Genomic DNA, 16,575 nt, shown 5'->3' on the forward strand with positions numbered 1-16,575 from the left:
CTGTTCAAAACAAAAGGTGATAAACATGTCGACCAAAGAATTTGCAGCGTTTGAAACGCTTGATCTTGCCCCGATCAAAATGAAACTGATGCACGTGGAATCTGGCGAAGGCTGGTCCGCAGTGCGCGCCGACGCGGTGGAAACGGAGTACCGGCGCTTCCTGTTCCTGATGAAGAAATACCCCGATGCGGACGCCTCGCCGACCGTTGACGTCGACACCTTCTGGCACTATCACATCCTCGACACGCTGAAGTACGCCCGCGATTGCGAAGCGCTGTTCGGCTACTTCCTGCACCACTATCCGTACGTCGGCATTGGCGCGGGTGCGAATGAAGGCGACCACGCTGCCGGGGGCCAGCGCATGCGCGAGATCTACGAGGCGGAATTCGGCGCCATGGCTGCCGCCAACGCCGCATACGCTTTCTGCTCCTCATCGGACGAGCCGCACGAAGGCGCCAACGCCAAGTATACTTACTGCGCCGGGCCGGGCAAGCCGCGCGAAGCCGCCAGCTCCAGCGCCAAGTATGCTTACTGCGCCGGGCCGGGCAAGCCACGCGAAGCCGCCAACGACGCATACGCATACTGCGCCGCGCCGGGCAAGCCCCTCGAAGCCGCCAACGCCGCATACGCTTACTGCGCAGCGCCGGGCAGGCCCCTCGAGGCGGCCAACACTGCATACGCCTACTGCGCCGCGCCGGGCAAGCCGGGCACAGCCGCCAACGCCGTATACGCTTACTGCGCCGCGCCGGGCAAGCCGGGCGCGGCCGCCAGCTCCGCGTACGCCTACTGCGCTGCACCAGGCAAGGAGCTGGTGCAAGCGGCCTGACTCCCCTCAGTCTGCGGCCGGTAGGGCGACAGTCGCCTACCGGCCGTTTTCTTTCAGGCAGCGAGCGCGCGCCCGTCTACTTCAGTCTTGACCATCATGCCTCCGGCGAACCGGAAGCAACGTCGAGCAGTGGAGCCGCCCGGGATGCGGGCTGGGGGTGCGGGACTTACTTTTTCTTGCCTGGCGCGGCCTTGGCCAGGCCGCTGGCCTGGTAGAGGGCGCGCGCGTCGGTGTGGGCACGTTCGACCGTGCGCATCTCGGGCTTGTCGTCGTGCGCCACGAAATATTCCTTGTCCTGCGCGGCGACCACGATCCTGATCGCGGCGGCGTCGGTGACGCCGTATTTTTCGACGATCAGCGTGGTCACTTCGTCGAGGTATTCTTCATAGGTCATGCTGGCCTCTCATTCTGGGTGCCCGATTGTACGGGAGTCGCGCCCAGGTACGCCAGCGCCGCCGGCACGTCCGGGTAGCGCAGGCGCAGGCGCAGCTCGCGCTTGAGGCGCGTGTTGTCGAGGCGCCGCGATTCGGACATGAAGGAAAGCAGCGTCGGCGACACCAGCGCCTGCAGCTCGGCGCGCGGAAGGCGCGGCGGCCGCGCCAGCGCCAGGGCGTCGGCCACCGCGTCGAAATACTCGCCCATCATCATGCGCGTGTCGTCCACCGCATGCAGCACCCGCCCCGCGCCGCGGGCCCGGAACAGTGCCAGTGCCACGATGCGCGCCAGGTCGTCGGCGTGGATGTGGTTGGTGTACACGTCGTCTTCCGGCCGCAGGGCCGGCGTGCCCTGCTCCAGCCGCTTGCGCGGCAGGCGGTTGGCGGCATAGATGCCCGGCACGCGCAAGATCGACAAGCCGGTGCCGGTGGCCAGCGCCCAGGCGCGCAGCACCCGTTCGGCGTCGACGCGCCGCTGCGCGCGTGCGTTGCGCGGCGCCACCGGCCGCGTCTCGCGTACCAGCGCGCCGCCGCAATCGCCATATACGCCGCTGGTGCTCACATACACCAGGCGCCTGGCCTTGCCCAGCGCCGCCACCAGGTGGCGCGTGCGGCGATCGAGATCGCCTTCCGGCTGCGGCGGGGCGAGGTGCACGACCCAGTCGGCCAGCCCGCACAGGCGGCCCAGCGTCGCGGGACGGTCGAGGTCCGCCACCACCGGCACCGCCCCGCCCGCCCGCAGCTCGGCCCGGCGCTCCGGCTGGCTGGTGAGGGCGAACACGCGGAAACGCCCGGCGAGCAGCGGCAGCAGGCGCATGCCGACGTCGCCGCAGCCGACGATGAGCAGGCGCGGACGGTGGAAAGCGGGAGGCTGGATCATGGCGGCGCAGTAGGAGAGGAAACAGGGGTGCGATGCGGATGAAAGCCTGCCACTCTAGCACAGCCCCGTCCTGGCGTTTCACGGCCCCGGGGGCCGCGGTGTAGAATACCGCCCAACAAATATCGTCAAACTCAGATACTGCATGACTTTCCAGATCACCGTCCAGCCCAGTGGCCACCAGTTCACCTGCGAAGCCGACGAAACCGTCCTGTCCGCCGCCATTCGCGCCGGCATCGGCCTGCCCTACGGCTGCAAGAACGGCGCCTGCGGTTCGTGCAAGGGCCGGGTGGCCATCGGCGAAGTCGCCCACAAGCCGCACCAGCAGCGCGCCCTCACCGATATCGAAAAGACCCAGGGCATGTCGCTGTTCTGCTGCGCCGTGCCGCAGCAGGACCTGGTGATCGAAGCGCGCGAAGTGGGCGGCAGTTCGGAGTACCCGGTGCGCAAGATGCCGACCCGGATAGCCGGCGTCAGGAAGGCCGCGCCCGACGTCGCCATCGTCACGCTGCAGCTGCCGGCCAACGAAGCGCTGGCCTACCGCGCCGGCCAGTACATCGAATTCCTGCTCAAGGACGGCAAGCGCCGCGCCTACAGCATCGCCTGCGCGCCCTCGTTCAGCGGCCCGCTCGAGCTGCACATCCGCCACCTGGCGGGCGGCCTGTTCACCGACCACGTCTTCGGCGCCATGAAGGAGCGCGACATCCTGCGCTTCGAAGGCCCGCTCGGCACCTTCTTCCTGCGCGAAGAATCGAGCAAGCCGATCGTGCTGCTGGCCTCCGGCACCGGCTTCGCGCCCGTGAAGGCGCTGGTCGAGCACCTGATGCACCTGAAGTCGACGCGCCCCGTGCGCCTGTACTGGGGCGGCCGCCGCCCGCAGGACCTGTACATGGACGAACTGTGCCGCGCCTGGGAAACCACCTTGCCGGACTTCCAGTACGTGCCGGTGATTTCGGACGCGCTGCCGGAAGACGCCTGGCAGGGCCGCACCGGCTATGTGCATGCGGCCGTGATGCAGGATCTTCCCGACCTCTCGGGCCACCAGGTGTATGCCTGCGGCGCGCCGGTCATGGTCGATTCGGCGCGGCGCGACTACGTGGCGCAGTGCGGGCTGCCGGAAGACGAGTTCTTCGCCGACGCCTTCACCAGCGAAGCGGATCTCGCGTAGGGTGGGCGGCTTTGCCGCCCACGCGTTCAAATTACGTTTGATTCGAGGCGGTGCGATCGATCATCAGCTGGTTGGTTTGATTCGAGGCGGTGCGATCGATCATCAGCTGGTTGGTTTGATTCGAGGCGGTGCGATCGATCATCAGCTGGTTGGTTTGATTCGAGGCGGTGCGAACGATCATCAGCTGGTTGGTTTGATTCGAGGCGGTGCGATCGATCATCAGCTGGTTGAACGCGTGGGCGGGAGACCCGCCCACCCTACGGTAGAGGCATATTTGGGGCACAATGGCAACTAGCGTTTCCTGCACCGTCCCCGAAAGCCCTTCATGTCCCTGCTGTCCTCTTCCAGCGGCCTGTCCGTCCTGCGCAACCGCAATCTCGCCTACTACCTCTCCGCCCGTTTCCTGGGCACCCTCGCGGTGCAGATGCAGAGCGTCGCCATCGGCTGGCAGGTCTACCAGATCACCAAGAGCCTGTTCGACCTCGGCCTGATCGGCCTGGCGCAGTTCGCGCCTTTCCTGGTGCTGATCCTGTGGGCCGGCCACGTGGCCGACCGCCACAACCGCCGCAACATCGTCCTGCTGTGCATGGCCGTGCAACTGCTGTGCAGCCTGCTGCTGGTGGGGTTTACGGCCAGCGGGACCAGCATCGTGTGGCCGGTGTTCGCGATCCTGGTGCTGTTCGGCTCCGCGCGCGCCTTCATGATGCCGGCCTCGCAGGCGGTGCTCAAGAACCTGGTGCCGGACCGCGACTTCAGCCAGGCCGTGGCCCTGAGTTCCTCGACCTTCCACGTGGCCGTGATCGCCGGCCCGGTCGTCGGCGGCCTGCTGTATGTCTTCGGTCCGATGACCGTGCACCTGGTCGCCGCCAGCCTGCTCACGGTCGCCGTGCTGTGCATGTCGCGCACCCGCGCCGCGCCGCAGGCGCGCAGCCAGGGCCCGGTGAGCCTGGCGTCGCTGCTCGAGGGCCTGCGCTTCGTGAAGTCGCGCCCGATCGTGCTGGGCGCGATCTCGCTCGACCTGTTCGCAGTGCTGTTCGGCGGCGCCACCGCCCTGCTGCCGGCCTACGCGCACGATGTGCTGCAGGCCGGGCCGGCCGCGCTGGGCTGGCTGCGCAGCGCGCCCGGCCTGGGGGCGGCGCTGTGCTCGATCCTGCTCGCCTTCTTCCCGATCACGCGCCTGGTCGGCCTGTGGATGTTCGGCGGCGTGGCCGTGTTCGGCCTGTGCACGCTGGTGATGGGCTCGACCAACAGCTTCCCGGTGGCGCTGGGCGCCCTGTTCCTGCTCGGCGCGGGCGACATGGTGAGCGTGTACATCCGCCACCTGCTGGTGCAATACGAAACGCCGGACGACATCCGCGGACGCGTCAGTGCGGTGAATTCGGTCTTCATCGGCGCCTCGAACGAACTGGGCGAATTCGAATCGGGCGTCACCGCCGGCTGGCTCGGCCTGACCCGCGCGATCCTGCTGGGCGGCGCGGCCACGCTGCTTGTTACCGGCCTGTGGGCCGTGCTGTTCCCGGTGCTGTCGCGCATGGACCGCTTCCCGCACCATGAAAAGGAAAATGAAAAGGAAAAGGCATGAACCGGCCGGTGCTGAGCGTGCTGGTGGTCGAAGACCACCCGACCATCGCCCGCCAGCTGGTCGATTTCCTCGCTGGCCTGGGCTGGCAGCTCGACCATGCCGGCACCGGCAAGCTGGCCATCCAGCTGGCCACGCAGCAGCCCTACGACGTGGTGCTGCTCGACCTTAACCTGCCCGACCTGGACGGACTGCAGGTCTGCCGCGCGATCAAGGCGGGCGCCCCGAGCAACGTGCCGGTCCTGATGCTGACCGCGCGCGACGCTTTCGAGGACAAGGCGCAAGGCTTTCGCGAAGGCGCCGACGATTACCTGGCCAAGCCCTTCGACCTGCGCGAGGTGGCGCTGCGCTGCGAAGCGCTGGCGCGGCGCGGCGCCCTGCACCAGCACCACGAAATGCGCGTCGGGCCATTCACCCTGCTGGCCCGCGAGAAGCGCGCCTTCCACGAGGGCCGGCCGCTGGTCCTGACCCAGCTCGGCTTCAACATCCTGCTCCTGCTGTGCCGGGAGCACCCGCATCCGGTCTCGCGCGCGGCGCTGGTCCAGCACCTGTGGGGCGCCAATCCGCCCGGCAGCGATGCCCTGAAGTCGCACATCTACACCTTGCGCAAGACGCTCGAAGCGGCGTCCGGACGCAAGCTGCTGGCCACCATCCTGCAGCTGGGCTACCGGCTCGACCTGGAAGCCCCTGGCGATGGCGATGACTAAGTCCATCCGCCGCAGCCTGTTCGCCGCGCTGGCCGGCTTCACCGTCCTGATCTGCCTGTGCTACACCGGGCTGGCGGTGGTGATCGCCTACGTCACCGAAGACATGCTGGTCGGACGGCTGCTGGAACGGGAAGCTGCCGCCATCGAAGCGCACATGGCCCGCGATGGCGCCCTGCCCCGGCCCAGCACCGACCTCATCACCCTCCACGCCAGCCGCGATACGCTACCGGCGGCGGTGCGCGCGGCGACCTCGCCCTTCGACCTGCGCGCCGAGGTGTTCACGGAGACCGGCCAGCACTATCACCTGATGGTGCGTGAGCTGTCCAGTGAGGCCGGCAAGCGCCGCATCCATATACTGGCCGACGTGGCGCCCGTGCTGGTGGTCTCGAAAGTGGTGCAGGACGTGGGCGGGGTGCTGGTCTTCGTCGCGGTGGCGTTGATCGCACTGGCCCTGCTGCTGGCCTGGGTGCTGGCGCGGCGCCTGGTCCAGCCGCTGCAGGCGCTGGCGCAGGAGGCGCAAGCCTTGCGGCCCGGCGGCACGGCCGGCTTCAGCGCGCGCCACCGGCGGGACGAAATCGGCATTCTCGCCGAACGCCTGGAGAGCAGTTTCAGCGCGCTGCAGGCGGCCCTGCGGCGCGAGCACGACTTCACGCGCGACGTCGGCCACGAACTGCGCACGCCGCTCACCGTCATGAACAACACGCTGGCTTTGGCGGCTTCGCGCCCGCTCGAGCGGCACGAACTCGGCCAGCTGCAGGCCGGGGTGGACGAGCTGCGCGCCACTATCGACGTCCTGTTCGCACTGGCGCGCGCCGAGCACCTCGGGCACGCGGTGTTCGACCTGCGCGACTGCATCGAGGGGGCGCTGCTGCGCCTGCCCGGGGCGGAAGAATGGGACGAGGAGCGCCTGGTGCTGGACCTTCCGGACCGCTTGCAGGTAGTAGGCAACCGGCACCTCGCCGCGCTGCTGGTCGCCAACTGCGTAGGCAACGCCCTGTTCCATGGCGGGCCGCAGGCCAGGCTCACGATCCGCTGGGCCGACGGCCGGCTCGGCATCGCCAATACCGTGGACGCGGCGCAGGTGCGCCGGATACAGGGCTTCGCGCACGGACAGAACCTGCTGGCGCGGGTGGCCGCCAGCATGGGCTGGGAGATCGCCTTCCATCCGGGCGAATCGGCGTACCGGGTCGAGATCGTGCCCCGCGCCGCATCGTGAAAAGCCGGCGGATTTCACCGCGATTTCACCACCGCCCCCTTACGCTGGGTGCTCCATCACTTGGAGCACGCCATGAAAATCCTGATCGCCCTGCTGGTCCTGTCCAGCGCCTGCAGCACCGCCCTTGCCCAGGTGAGCAGCCTGGTCCACAAGGAAGAGAAGCGCCGCTACATCGTCTACACCCCACCGTCGTACCATAGCGAAGCGCAGCAGCCGTATCCGGTCGTGTTCAACTTCCACGGCGGCGGCATGAGCATGGCCGAGCAAATGCTGTACACCGGCATGAACCGCGCCGCCGACCGCCACCGCTTCATCGTGGTCTACCCGCTCGGCATCAAGGGAGACTGGAACGTCGGCTTCGACATGCCCTGGCTCGGCGGCACCGACGACGTCGGCTTCACCGAGGCCCTGCTGGCCAAGCTCAAGAAGGATTACCGGGTCGACGCCACGCGCGTCTACGCCACCGGCCTGTCGCGCGGCGGCTTCTTCGCGCTGCGCCTGGCCGCCGACCTGCCCGAGCGCTTCGCGGCGGTGGCCTCGGTGGGCGGGCCGACGCCCGAGCCGCTGGTGCAGCACCACACGAAAACCGGCAAGGTCGGCGTGATGCTGATCCATGGCAGCGCCGACAAGGTGGTCGCTTATGACGGCAAGGCCGGCGGCTACCTGTCCGCCAGCGAGAGCCAGCGCTATTGGGCCAGGCGTAACGGGTTCGAGACGGCGCCCGGACCGGCGCGCACGATCGACACCGACCGCGGCGACGGTACCGAGGTCAGCTATATCGAGCAGGGCGACGCCGACACCCGCGTGGCCCTGGTGACGGTCAGGGACGGCGGCCATACCTGGCCCGGGGCCGATCCGTTCAACGTGGGCTTGCCGATCGGAAAAACGACACGCGACGTCGACGCGAACGAGCTCATGTGGCAGTTCTTCAGCCGCCACCGGCGCTGAACCGGAAGCGGATGTGGTCGGCCTTGCAAGTTGCCGGACCGGCCCCACTTGTCATAACGGGACGCGGCTGAAATCGCGCTGCAGGTAAGATGTAATCGTTATGACAACAGGAGCGAATCTATGCAAATTAATGTTAATACCGACCGTACTATCAGCAAGAGCCCAGGTCTGGAAGAACACGTGCACGCGGTGGTCAACGGCGCGATCGGCCGTTTCAATGACCATCTCACCAGTGTCGAAGTCCACCTGAGCAACGAAAACCGTGAAAAGCATGCCGACGGCGGCAATTCCTGCATGATGGAAGCGCGTGTACGCGGCTACCAGCCGGTGGTCGTTCACGAGCACGCCGAAGAATTGCACCAGTCGATCAAGAACGCCGGCAGCAAGCTGGCACGCGCCCTCGACAGCGCCCTTGGCCGCCTGCAGGACAAGAACAAGCATACCGCTCCGGTCGTCGAGGATCCTTTGTCGGACAAGCACCTGACCGATTCCTGACCGGTCTTGCCGGACGCACGCCCTGCTCCTGGGCGTGCGTTTTCAGCCCGCCCTTCCCTCCAGCATCGCCCTCAGTTCGCGCAAGTAGCGCAGGCCCGCCAGCGCGCGGCTGCCGTACCACGACATCATTTCCCCATCGACCAAAAAAACCGGGATGCCGAGCTGCTTCTCGAGCGCGTCCGCGTGCGCTTCCGTGAAGCGGTAGGGTTCGGTGGACAGCAGCACGGCATCGAGCCCGTGCACCAGCGCTTCCGACCACGCGAAGCACGGGTAGCGGGCCTCGCCCAGGGACGGCACCTGCCAGCCGAGCTCGGCCAGCATCGCGGCGATATACGTGTCTTTCGACACGCTCATCCACGGATCCTGCCAGATGCAGTACAGAACGGTGCGCGGCGCTGCAACAGCCGATGCGCGCAGCGTGCGCAAGGCCGCATATTCCTGCTCGAAGGCCGCGCACCAGCGCTGCGCCTTGTCTTCCGTCCCAAAGATGCTTCCCATCAGGGTCGCCAGCGCCAGGTTGTCGCGCGGCGCGAGCGGATGGGTGACGACGATGTTGGGGACAAATTGCGCCAGCTGCTCCACGGTCGGCTTTTCGTTCTCGTCGATGTTGACCACGAGGTGGGTCGGCGCCAGCTTGCGGATCTTCTCGATGTTGACGTCCTTGGTACCGCCGACCTTCGGGATCGCTTCCACGGCCTCGCGCGGATGGATGCAGAAGCCCGTACGGCCAACCAGTTGCGCGGCCAGGCCGAGATCGCACAGCAGTTCGGTAATCGAGGGCACCAGCGACACGATGCGGGCGTCGGGTGCGGGAACATGTTGGCGGCCGACTGCGTCGACCAGGTGAACAGGATTCGTCATGGCCGTCATTTGACCACTGTTGTTTCTGGAACGCCAGCGCGCTCATGAGTTGCGATAAGGCGAGTTGCATGAGTTATCATTCCAGGTCGTAACGACAATTTCCGCCTGAGAACCCCTGTGAACCAGATCGGCACCTTTGGTGCTTCCCCTTACACCACGCGCGACCTGCAGCTGTTCCGCGACGCCGACGATCCGCTCGTCGCGCTAGCGCTCTCCCCGTGCGCGGTGGTCCGGGTGGCGGCCGGACAGCGGGTGGAAGACGGCCTGCGCGCGCGCCTGTACATCGTGCTGTCGGGCACGCTGGAAGTGGCGCCGGACGCCCATAGCGGCAACGAGGACAGTGGCGTCAGCCATGTGCGGTCCGGCGAAAGCGTGGGCGAGCAGGCGGTACTGGATGACGCCGTGAACCTGGCCGCGATGACGGCGCTGGACGATTGCACGCTGCTGGTCATCGAAGCGGACCTGGTGTGGCAGCTGATCGACCGCTCCAATGTGCTGGCGCGTAACCTGTTGCGCCTGCTGTCTTTCCGCGTGCGTGCGGCCAATGCCCAGCTCAAGCGGCGCCAGAAGCTGGGCGAATTCTACCGCCAGCTCTCGCTCAACGACGGCCTCACCGGCCTGTACAACCGGGCCTGGCTCAACGACATGCTGCCCAAGCTGGCCGCGCGCGCGCGCCAGGACGGCAGCCCGCTGTCGGTCATCATGATCGACCTCGACCACTTCAAGCGCTTCAACGACACCCACGGCCACCTCGCCGGCGACGCCGCCTTGTCCAGCGCCGCCAACGTGATCCGGGAATCGCTGCGCCCCTCGGACTTCGCGGTGCGCTATGGCGGCGAAGAACTGATGGCCGTGCTGCCGGATACCCCGCCCGGCCTGGCCGAAATGGTGGCCGAACGCCTGGCCGAGCGCCTGCGCACGGCAATGGTCTTCCCGGACATGCGCTTGCCCCTGCCCCATGTCACCGGCTCCTTCGGCGTGGCCTGCCTGGAACCGGGGGGCGACGAGCATGCCCTGGTGGCTGCGGCCGACGCCGCACTGTATCGCGCCAAGCTGGCCGGACGCGACCGCGTCAGCGTTTGAGCAAGGCCGTCCAGGCGGAGCCCGACGGCTGACGCGCAGCCTGATCTGTGCCACCATGGCGCCTGCCCGCCGCTATACAAACGACATGAGCACTACATGAGCACGCATACCTTCCTCTGGCACGACTATGAAACCTTCGGCGCGACCCCGCGCCGCGACCGCCCGGCCCAGTTCGCCGCCATCAGGACGGACGCCGAGCTCAACGAGATCGGCGAACCGGTCATGCTGTATTGCCGGCCGGCGCCGGACTTCCTGCCCGACCCGCAATCCTGCCTGATCACCGGCATCACGCCCCAACACTGCCTGGAACATGGTGTGCCGGAACACGAATTCGCCCGCCGCATCGAGGCCGCCTTCAGCGAGCCCGGCACGATCGGCGTCGGCTACAACACGATCCGCTTCGATGACGAGGTCACCCGCCACCTGTTCTGGCGCAACCTGATCGACCCGTATGCGCGCGAGTGGCAGAACGGCTGCGGCCGCTGGGACTTGCTGGACGTGGTGCGCATGACCCATGCGCTGCGTCCGGACGGCATCGAATGGCCACGCAAGGAAGACGGCAAGCCGAGCTTCCGCCTGGAACACCTGACGTCCGCGAATGGCCTGGCGCACGATGCGGCCCACGACGCGCTGTCGGACGTGCGCGCCACCATCGCCCTGGCCAGGCTGATCCGACAAAAGCAGCCGAAGCTGTTCGACTTCTGCCTGGAACTGCGCCGCAAGGACCGCGTCGCCGCCGAGATGGGCCTGCACCTGGACCCGGGCCAGCGCCAGCCCTTCCTGCACGTGTCCGGCATGTTCCCGGTCGAGAACGGCTGCCTGGGCCTGGTGTGGCCACTGGGGCAGCATCCGACCAACAAGAACGAGATCCTGGTCTGGGACTGCCGCCACGATCCGTCCGAGCTGTTCGACCTGGACGCCGAGACGATCCGCACCCGCCTGTTCACCCGCAGCGCCGACATGCCGGAAGGGATGACCCGCCTGCCGATCAAGAGCGTCCACCTGAACAAGTCGCCGATGCTGGTCGGGAATCTGAAAACCCTGCAGCCGGCGATGGCGGCGCGCTGGGGCATCGACGTCGACCAGGCGCGCGCGCATGCAGCACTGGCTGCCGGTGGACGCAACATGAGCGCGATCTGGGCCGAGGTGTTCAAGAAACCGGCCCCGGTCGACGAAGTGGATGTTGACGAAGACCTGTACGGCGGCTTCGTCGGCAACGGCGACCGCCGCAAGCTGGAATCGCTGCGCCACGAAAAGCCGGAAGCGCTGGCCGGCATGCGCCCCTCGTTCGAAGACGAGCGCCTTGGCGAGCTGTTCTTCCGCTACCGCGCGCGCAATTTCCCGCAGACCTTGTCGGAAGCAGAGATGCAGCAGTGGGAAGACCATCGGGCCGCGCGCCTGTTCGAGGGTGCGGGCGGAGCGCGTACCGTGGACCAGCTGTTCATGGAGATCGACGCCCTGTCCGAGACCGCGGACGAGCGGGCCGAGGAGATCCTTGGCGCGCTGTACGACTATGCGGAGATGATCGCCCCGAGCAGGTATTGAAGAGGGGTCATGGTTCCCGCCTACGGGTGGGGCGAACCATGACCCCAAGCGCCGATTATGCTCGCGCCGCGTTGATCGCGTCCCGCGTTTCCTGTGCGACCCGCCGCGCCGCCGCCGCGAAATCTTCACCCGCTTGCGGCGCCGCGTACAGGATCGCCCGCGAAGAATTGATCATCATGCCGGCGCCATCCGCGGTGCGCCCCGCCTTCACGGTCGCTTCCACATCCCCACCCTGAGCTCCCACGCCCGGGATCAGGAGCGGCATGTCGCCGACCAGCTTGCGCACCTGCGCGATCTCTTCCGGGAAGGTCGCGCCCACCACCAGCGCCAGCTGGCCGTTGCGGTTCCATTTCTCGGCCACCAGTTGGGCCACGTGCTGGTACAGCGGGCGGCCGCCGACGTCCAGGAACTGCAGGTCCGATCCGCCCGCGTTCGAGGTGCGGCACAGCACGATCACGCCGCGCTCCGACCATGCCAGGTAGGGCTCGACCGAATCGAAGCCCATGTAGGGGTTGACCGTGACGGCGTCCGCGCCGTAGCGCTCGAAGGCTTCGCGCGCGTACTGGTGCGCGGTGGCGCCGATGTCGCCGCGCTTGGCGTCGAGCACCAGCGGAATATGTGGGTAGTTGCTGCGCAGGTAGCTGCAGATTTCCTCGAGCTGCGCCTCGGCGCCGAGCGCGGCGAAGTAGGCGATCTGCGGCTTGAAGGCGCAGGCCAGGTCGGCCGTTGCGTCGATGATCGCCTTGCAGAACTGGACGATGGCATCCGGCTGCCCTTGCAAGTGGGCCGGAAAACGCGCCAGGTCGGGGTCGAGTCCGACGCACAGCAGGGAATTGTTGCGGGTCCATGCAGCGGTAAGTTTGTCGATGAATGTCACTTTGGGGCCCTTGGCAGTCGATGATGGCAAACCCAATATTGTACCTGCCAGCCAGGAAGGCGGCCGACGCAGCATCGGGTGGCCCGGATGATGCGCCAAAATATCTTTACATCATGTATATTTTGACCATTCGACAACTTGCCATGGAATGATCATGACACCTTCCCTCTTCTCGCGCTGGATCCGTACCCTGGCCCTGGCCATCCTCACGGGTTCACTGCTGTCCGGCTGCGGCTACAACGAGTTCCAGACCAAGGACGAGGCAACCAAGGCGGCCTGGAGCGAGGTGGTGAACCAGTACCAGCGCCGCGCCGACCTGATCCCGAACCTGGTCAATACCGTCAAGGGCTATGCCTCGCACGAGCGCGAGACGCTCGAGTCCGTGACGCGCGCCCGCGCCGCCGCCACCAGTTTCCAGATCACGCCGGAAGTGCTGAACGACCCGGCGGCATTCCAGAAGTTCCAGCAGGTGCAGGGCGAACTGTCCGGCGCGCTCTCGCGCCTGATGATGGTGTCGGAAAAATATCCGGACCTGAAGGCCGACGCCAGCTTCCGCGACCTGGCCTCGCAGCTCGAAGGCACCGAGAACCGCATTACCGTGGCGCGCCAGCGCTACATCGCGTCGGTGCAGGACTATAACGTCACCGTGCGCAAGTTCCCGAACAACCTGACCGCCATGGTATTCGGCTACGACACCAAGCCGTCGTTCACGGTCGAGAACGAAAAGGCGATCTCGACGGCGCCGACGGTCGACTTCGGCAAATAAGGACGCGACCACGATGCCCGCGCTGATCCAAGGCCGTATCAAACGTCACGTGTGGGCCCTGCTGCTGGCCTGCATGCTGGCCGTGGTGGGGGCCAATTCGGCATTCGCCCAGCTCAAGCCGGTGCCGGCGCTGAGCGGGCGCGTGGTCGACGAAGCCGGGATGCTCGACGCCGCCCAGCGCGAGCGCCTCACGGCGGTGCTGGCCGACTACGAGGCGCGCACCGGGAGCCAGATCGCCGTCTTGCTGGTCAAGTCGACCGAGCCCGAGGCGATCGAGCAGTTCAGCATCCGCGTCACCGATGCCTGGAAGCTGGGACGCAAGGGCATCGACGACGGCGTGCTCTTGATGGTGGCGCGCGACAACCCGAGTGCGCTGCGCAGGCTGCGCATCGAGGCCGGGCGCGGCGTACAGGGGGTGCTGACCGACGCCCAGTCGAAACGCATCCTGCAGGATGTGATTGCACCGCACTTTCGGCAGAATCACTATTACGAAGGCCTGGTGGCCGGCGTCGGCGCCATCGCCACCCTGCTGAACAAGGAAAGCTTCCCGGCACCGCAGCAGCAGCAAGTGCCGCAGCGGCAGGTCCAACAGGACAGCGGCGGCGGCTTCTCGATCTTCGGCATCCTGGCGCTGGTCATCGGCTTTACCCTGCTGCGTTCGATCTTCCGTCCGCGCCGCAGCCGGCTCTCGCCGAACCACTGGGGCCACGGCCGCAGCAGCGGCCTGGGCAATGTTGCGACAGGCATCATCCTCGGCAACATCATGAGCGGCATGGGACGCGGGGGCGGCGGTTTCGGCGGCGGCGGCGGCGGATTCGGCGGCGGCGGCTTTTCGGGCGGCGGCGGCAGCTTCGACGGCGGCGGCGCCTCGGGAGATTGGTAATGAGCAGCGAGATCGGATTCAGCCAGCGCGTCAAGCGCGCGTGGCGCCACCTGGGCAGCAGCAGCGGCGACGCCAAACGCGCCTTCCCGGAAACAACGCTGAGCGCGATCAGCGAGGCCATCACGGCGGGCGAGCAGACCCACCGCGGCGAGCTGCGGCTGATCGTCGAAAAGGCGCTGCCTTTCGACGAAGCCTGGGACGGCGTGAGCAACCGCCAGCGCGCACTGGCCCTGTTCGCGGACTACGGCGTGTGGGACACCGAGGACAACTGTGGCGTGCTCATCTACATCAACCTGGCCGAGCACAAGGTGGACATCGTGGCCGACCGCGGCATCGACCGCAAGATCGACAGCGCCACCTGGCAGGGCGTGTGCCGTACCATGACCGATGGCTTCAGGGAAGGACGTTTCCACGATGCGACGCTGACCGCCATCGGGCAGGTCAACGAACTGCTGCGCCAGCATTTCCCCGCCAATGGCAGCCGCGCCAACGAATTGCCGGACCAGCCGCTGATGCTGTGACGCGTTTGAGGCAGGTCTGGCGTCGGGCGCCGAAGCGCCGCTAGCCTGGAGTCCCCTCCAGACCGATGAAGCAGAACGCCTTGGCAAACCGGATCACGACCATTCCGCCCCGATTGGCCTGCTGGCGCTCCCGCCTGGAAAAGCGCCCTTTCGTCTCCGCGGCCGCGCTCGGCGCTTGCCTGGGCATCCTGAACACCCTGTCTTCCGTCCTGCTGCTGCCCATCTTGCTGCGCCTCCTGCCGCCCGAGCAATGGGGAAATTCTGCCGCATCCAGCCTGGACGGGCTCGGCCAGGGCGCGGTCTTCGCCCTGGCCGTCATCTGGGCGCCCCTGATCGAAACCCTGCTCGGTCAACTCGTCCCAGTGGAGTTCGCCCGGCGGCTCGGCGCACATCCGCTTGTCTGCGTCCTGTTGAGTGCGCTCGTGTTCGGCGGCGGGCATTATGTCAGTGGCGGACTTGTTCATGGAATCAGCACCTTCTTCGGGGGGCTGTTCCTGGCCTGGGCCTATGTGGCCGCGCGCCGGGCCGGAATCGGCCCCGGCTTTCTTGCCGCGTTTTCCGCGCATGCCTTGCATAACATGTTGCTGGTCTTCGTGGTCGCGCGTCTGTTTCCAGGCGCGCTATAGCAGCACCGGCCATTTCTTTCCAGCTGGTTACAATGCCGGTATTTCCCCTTTTGAAAGCCCGCCATGAGACTAGCCAACAAGATCGCGATCGTTACCGGCGCCAGCCAGGGCATCGGCCTGGCCTGCGCCACCCGCCTGGTGCAGGAAGGCGCACGTGTCATGCTCGCCGATATCCGCCCGGAGGGCCGTGACGCCGCCGCAGCGCTGGGCGAGGCGGCGCGCTTTTACCAGGCCGACGTCAGCCTGAAGGCCGACGTGGACGCGCTGATCGCCGCCACCCTGGCGGCATTCGGCCAGATCGATATCCTCGTCAATAATGCAGGCGTGACCCACGCGGCCGATTTTCTCGACCTGACGGAAGACGACTTCGACCGTGTGTTGCGCATCAACCTGAAATCGATGTTCCTGTGCAGCCAGGCAGCCGCGCGCGAAATGGTGAAGCGCCAGACGGGTTGCATCATCAATATGTCCAGCGTGAACGCCGAGTTGACCATCCCGAACCAGGTGCCGTATGTGGTGTCGAAGGGCGGCGTCAACCAATTGACGCGGGTGGCAGCGATCGGCCTGGCCGGGTACGGCATCCGGGTCAACGCGATCGGCCCGGGAACGATCCTGACCGAGCTGGCGAAAAAGGCCGTGCTCGGCAGCCCGGAAGCGCGCCACACGATCCTGTCGCGCACCCCGCTCGGACGTTGCGGCGAGCCGGAGGAAGTGGCCGCTATCTGTGCGTTCCTGGCAAGCGAGGATGCGTCGTACATGACCGGCCAGACGCTGTACGCGGATGGCGGCCGCATGGCGCTCAACTATACGGTGCCGGTACGCGAGTGAAACTGCACTACTCGAAACTTCGCTAGACAGATATGCGAATTATCAATGTCTGGTATCCGTATTCTAAATTGGACGAATATTTGGCGGCGCACCATAATTGCACCTGTCTCCACTATTCTCCTCCAAGAAAATAGTTTTAAGCCCGCCTCGAGCGGGCTTTTTTTTAGGCGCTGTCACCTTTAGCTATGGATGAGGATTGAACTCCTGAGCTCCTTAATGGTCGAACACCCGTCTGCATCGACGGGAGCCGGCCATGAAAGCACCCAGTTTCAAGAAATGGTTCGCACGACTGCCTGCGCTCAACCAGCCGCAGCGCCTGCAAACGCTGGCCGCCC

The 16,575-nt window shown here is 66.6% G+C and carries 19 protein-coding genes; 14 read left to right on the forward strand and 5 right to left on the reverse strand.

The window, feature by feature from the left end:
• The first annotated feature begins 25 nt into the window (after positions 1–25).
• The gene (locus tag AC56LU_RS16435; protein WP_497176683.1) at positions 26–826 is read left to right on the forward strand and encodes a glycine-rich domain-containing protein; all 801 of its coding nucleotides are present in this window, start codon (positions 26–28) and stop codon (positions 824–826) included.
• Positions 827–992: 166 nt separating this feature from the next.
• On the opposite strand, the gene AC56LU_RS16440 is transcribed toward AC56LU_RS16435, so the two are convergent.
• Complete coding sequence (locus tag AC56LU_RS16440; RefSeq protein WP_497176684.1) at positions 993–1,220, reverse strand: hypothetical protein; 228 nt, start codon at positions 1,218–1,220, stop codon at positions 993–995.
• The gene (locus AC56LU_RS16445) at positions 1,217–2,140 is read right to left on the reverse strand and encodes an NAD(P)H-binding protein (RefSeq protein WP_497176685.1); all 924 of its coding nucleotides are present in this window, start codon (positions 2,138–2,140) and stop codon (positions 1,217–1,219) included. The genes AC56LU_RS16440 and AC56LU_RS16445 overlap by 4 nt, the downstream gene beginning before the upstream one ends.
• A 142-nt stretch (positions 2,141–2,282) precedes the next feature.
• Here AC56LU_RS16445 and AC56LU_RS16450 point away from each other — a divergent pair, with 142 nt between their 5' ends.
• On the forward strand, positions 2,283–3,305 hold the full coding sequence (locus AC56LU_RS16450) for a CDP-6-deoxy-delta-3,4-glucoseen reductase (protein ID WP_497176686.1): 1,023 nt from the start codon (positions 2,283–2,285) through the stop codon (positions 3,303–3,305).
• 31 nt (positions 3,306–3,336) lie between these two features.
• Here AC56LU_RS16450 and AC56LU_RS16455 read toward each other — a convergent pair whose 3' ends face one another.
• The gene (locus AC56LU_RS16455) at positions 3,337–3,525 is read right to left on the reverse strand and encodes a hypothetical protein (protein ID WP_497176687.1); all 189 of its coding nucleotides are present in this window, start codon (positions 3,523–3,525) and stop codon (positions 3,337–3,339) included.
• A 105-nt stretch (positions 3,526–3,630) separates the two neighbouring features.
• On the opposite strand from AC56LU_RS16455, the gene AC56LU_RS16460 reads away from it, so the two are divergent.
• The 5 genes from AC56LU_RS16460 to AC56LU_RS16480 all read left to right on the forward strand — a co-directional run bounded on the left by AC56LU_RS16460 (position 3,631) and on the right by AC56LU_RS16480 (position 8,250).
• Positions 3,631–4,887 carry an MFS transporter gene (locus AC56LU_RS16460; protein ID WP_497176688.1) on the forward strand — a complete coding sequence of 419 codons (1,257 nt, stop codon included), beginning with the start codon at positions 3,631–3,633 and terminating at the stop codon, positions 4,885–4,887.
• The gene (locus AC56LU_RS16465) at positions 4,884–5,591 is read left to right on the forward strand and encodes a response regulator transcription factor (protein ID WP_497176689.1); all 708 of its coding nucleotides are present in this window, start codon (positions 4,884–4,886) and stop codon (positions 5,589–5,591) included. Before AC56LU_RS16460 ends, AC56LU_RS16465 begins: the two co-directional genes overlap by 4 nt.
• Positions 5,584–6,807: a sensor histidine kinase gene (locus AC56LU_RS16470; RefSeq protein ID WP_497176690.1), complete on the forward strand. Its 1,224-nt coding sequence runs from the start codon at positions 5,584–5,586 to the stop codon at positions 6,805–6,807. Before AC56LU_RS16465 ends, AC56LU_RS16470 begins: the two co-directional genes overlap by 8 nt.
• Positions 6,808–6,879: 72 nt before the next feature.
• Positions 6,880–7,755 (forward strand): extracellular catalytic domain type 1 short-chain-length polyhydroxyalkanoate depolymerase, encoded by an 876-nt coding sequence (locus AC56LU_RS16475; protein WP_497176691.1) that lies wholly within the window; start codon positions 6,880–6,882, stop codon positions 7,753–7,755.
• Between the two features lie 120 nt (positions 7,756–7,875).
• Complete coding sequence (locus AC56LU_RS16480; protein WP_497176692.1) at positions 7,876–8,250, forward strand: HPF/RaiA family ribosome-associated protein; 375 nt, start codon at positions 7,876–7,878, stop codon at positions 8,248–8,250.
• A 42-nt stretch (positions 8,251–8,292) separates the two neighbouring features.
• Here AC56LU_RS16480 and AC56LU_RS16485 read toward each other — a convergent pair whose 3' ends face one another.
• Positions 8,293–9,111 carry a helical backbone metal receptor gene (locus AC56LU_RS16485; protein WP_497176693.1) on the reverse strand — a complete coding sequence of 273 codons (819 nt, stop codon included), beginning with the start codon at positions 9,109–9,111 and terminating at the stop codon, positions 8,293–8,295.
• A 117-nt stretch (positions 9,112–9,228) separates the two neighbouring features.
• Here AC56LU_RS16485 and AC56LU_RS16490 point away from each other — a divergent pair, with 117 nt between their 5' ends.
• Together AC56LU_RS16490 and sbcB are read left to right on the forward strand one after the other, a co-directional pair.
• Complete coding sequence (locus AC56LU_RS16490) at positions 9,229–10,194, forward strand: GGDEF domain-containing protein (RefSeq protein ID WP_497176694.1); 966 nt, start codon at positions 9,229–9,231, stop codon at positions 10,192–10,194.
• Between the two features lie 96 nt (positions 10,195–10,290).
• The gene (sbcB, locus tag AC56LU_RS16495) at positions 10,291–11,739 is read left to right on the forward strand and encodes an exodeoxyribonuclease I (RefSeq protein ID WP_497176695.1); all 1,449 of its coding nucleotides are present in this window, start codon (positions 10,291–10,293) and stop codon (positions 11,737–11,739) included.
• A gap of 55 nt (positions 11,740–11,794) precedes the next feature.
• Here sbcB and pyrF read toward each other — a convergent pair whose 3' ends face one another.
• Positions 11,795–12,616 carry an orotidine-5'-phosphate decarboxylase gene (gene pyrF, locus AC56LU_RS16500; RefSeq protein WP_497176696.1) on the reverse strand — a complete coding sequence of 274 codons (822 nt, stop codon included), beginning with the start codon at positions 12,614–12,616 and terminating at the stop codon, positions 11,795–11,797.
• 154 nt (positions 12,617–12,770) lie between these two features.
• On the opposite strand from pyrF, the gene AC56LU_RS16505 reads away from it, so the two are divergent.
• The 5 genes from AC56LU_RS16505 to AC56LU_RS16525 all read left to right on the forward strand — a co-directional run bounded on the left by AC56LU_RS16505 (position 12,771) and on the right by AC56LU_RS16525 (position 16,240).
• Positions 12,771–13,382, forward strand: a complete 612-nt coding sequence (locus tag AC56LU_RS16505) for a LemA family protein (protein ID WP_497176697.1) — start codon at positions 12,771–12,773, stop codon at positions 13,380–13,382.
• A 13-nt stretch (positions 13,383–13,395) separates the two neighbouring features.
• A complete protein-coding gene (locus AC56LU_RS16510; RefSeq protein WP_497176698.1) occupies positions 13,396–14,265 on the forward strand; it encodes a TPM domain-containing protein in 870 nt (289 codons plus the stop codon).
• Complete coding sequence (locus AC56LU_RS16515) at positions 14,265–14,786, forward strand: TPM domain-containing protein (protein ID WP_497176699.1); 522 nt, start codon at positions 14,265–14,267, stop codon at positions 14,784–14,786. Before AC56LU_RS16510 ends, AC56LU_RS16515 begins: the two co-directional genes overlap by 1 nt.
• A gap of 65 nt (positions 14,787–14,851) precedes the next feature.
• Positions 14,852–15,412: a CPBP family glutamic-type intramembrane protease gene (locus tag AC56LU_RS16520; RefSeq protein ID WP_497176700.1), complete on the forward strand. Its 561-nt coding sequence runs from the start codon at positions 14,852–14,854 to the stop codon at positions 15,410–15,412.
• Positions 15,413–15,475: 63 nt separating this feature from the next.
• Positions 15,476–16,240: an SDR family NAD(P)-dependent oxidoreductase gene (locus AC56LU_RS16525; protein WP_497176701.1), complete on the forward strand. Its 765-nt coding sequence runs from the start codon at positions 15,476–15,478 to the stop codon at positions 16,238–16,240.
• Positions 16,241–16,575 lie beyond the last annotated feature (335 nt).

The sequence above is a fragment of the Telluria sp. PB2R4 genome (assembly GCF_059685695.1).

Coding starts and splice junctions, on each gene's coding strand:
- AC56LU_RS16470 (WP_497176690.1), top strand. CDS start 5,584: ATGACTAAGTCCATCCGCCGCAGCCTGTTCGCCGCGCTGGCCGGCTTC.
- AC56LU_RS16440 (WP_497176684.1), bottom strand. CDS start 1,220: ATGACCTATGAAGAATACCTCGACGAAGTGACCACGCTGATCGTCGAA.
- AC56LU_RS16445 (WP_497176685.1), bottom strand. CDS start 2,140: ATGATCCAGCCTCCCGCTTTCCACCGTCCGCGCCTGCTCATCGTCGGC.
- AC56LU_RS16485 (WP_497176693.1), bottom strand. CDS start 9,111: ATGACGAATCCTGTTCACCTGGTCGACGCAGTCGGCCGCCAACATGTT.
- AC56LU_RS16465 (WP_497176689.1), top strand. CDS start 4,884: ATGAACCGGCCGGTGCTGAGCGTGCTGGTGGTCGAAGACCACCCGACC.
- AC56LU_RS16480 (WP_497176692.1), top strand. CDS start 7,876: ATGCAAATTAATGTTAATACCGACCGTACTATCAGCAAGAGCCCAGGT.
- AC56LU_RS16455 (WP_497176687.1), bottom strand. CDS start 3,525: ATGATCGATCGCACCGCCTCGAATCAAACCAACCAGCTGATGATCGTT.
- AC56LU_RS16460 (WP_497176688.1), top strand. CDS start 3,631: ATGTCCCTGCTGTCCTCTTCCAGCGGCCTGTCCGTCCTGCGCAACCGC.
- sbcB (WP_497176695.1), top strand. CDS start 10,291: ATGAGCACGCATACCTTCCTCTGGCACGACTATGAAACCTTCGGCGCG.
- AC56LU_RS16450 (WP_497176686.1), top strand. CDS start 2,283: ATGACTTTCCAGATCACCGTCCAGCCCAGTGGCCACCAGTTCACCTGC.
- AC56LU_RS16520 (WP_497176700.1), top strand. CDS start 14,852: ATGAAGCAGAACGCCTTGGCAAACCGGATCACGACCATTCCGCCCCGA.
- AC56LU_RS16505 (WP_497176697.1), top strand. CDS start 12,771: ATGACACCTTCCCTCTTCTCGCGCTGGATCCGTACCCTGGCCCTGGCC.
- AC56LU_RS16515 (WP_497176699.1), top strand. CDS start 14,265: ATGAGCAGCGAGATCGGATTCAGCCAGCGCGTCAAGCGCGCGTGGCGC.
- AC56LU_RS16475 (WP_497176691.1), top strand. CDS start 6,880: ATGAAAATCCTGATCGCCCTGCTGGTCCTGTCCAGCGCCTGCAGCACC.
- AC56LU_RS16525 (WP_497176701.1), top strand. CDS start 15,476: ATGAGACTAGCCAACAAGATCGCGATCGTTACCGGCGCCAGCCAGGGC.
- AC56LU_RS16510 (WP_497176698.1), top strand. CDS start 13,396: ATGCCCGCGCTGATCCAAGGCCGTATCAAACGTCACGTGTGGGCCCTG.
- AC56LU_RS16435 (WP_497176683.1), top strand. CDS start 26: ATGTCGACCAAAGAATTTGCAGCGTTTGAAACGCTTGATCTTGCCCCG.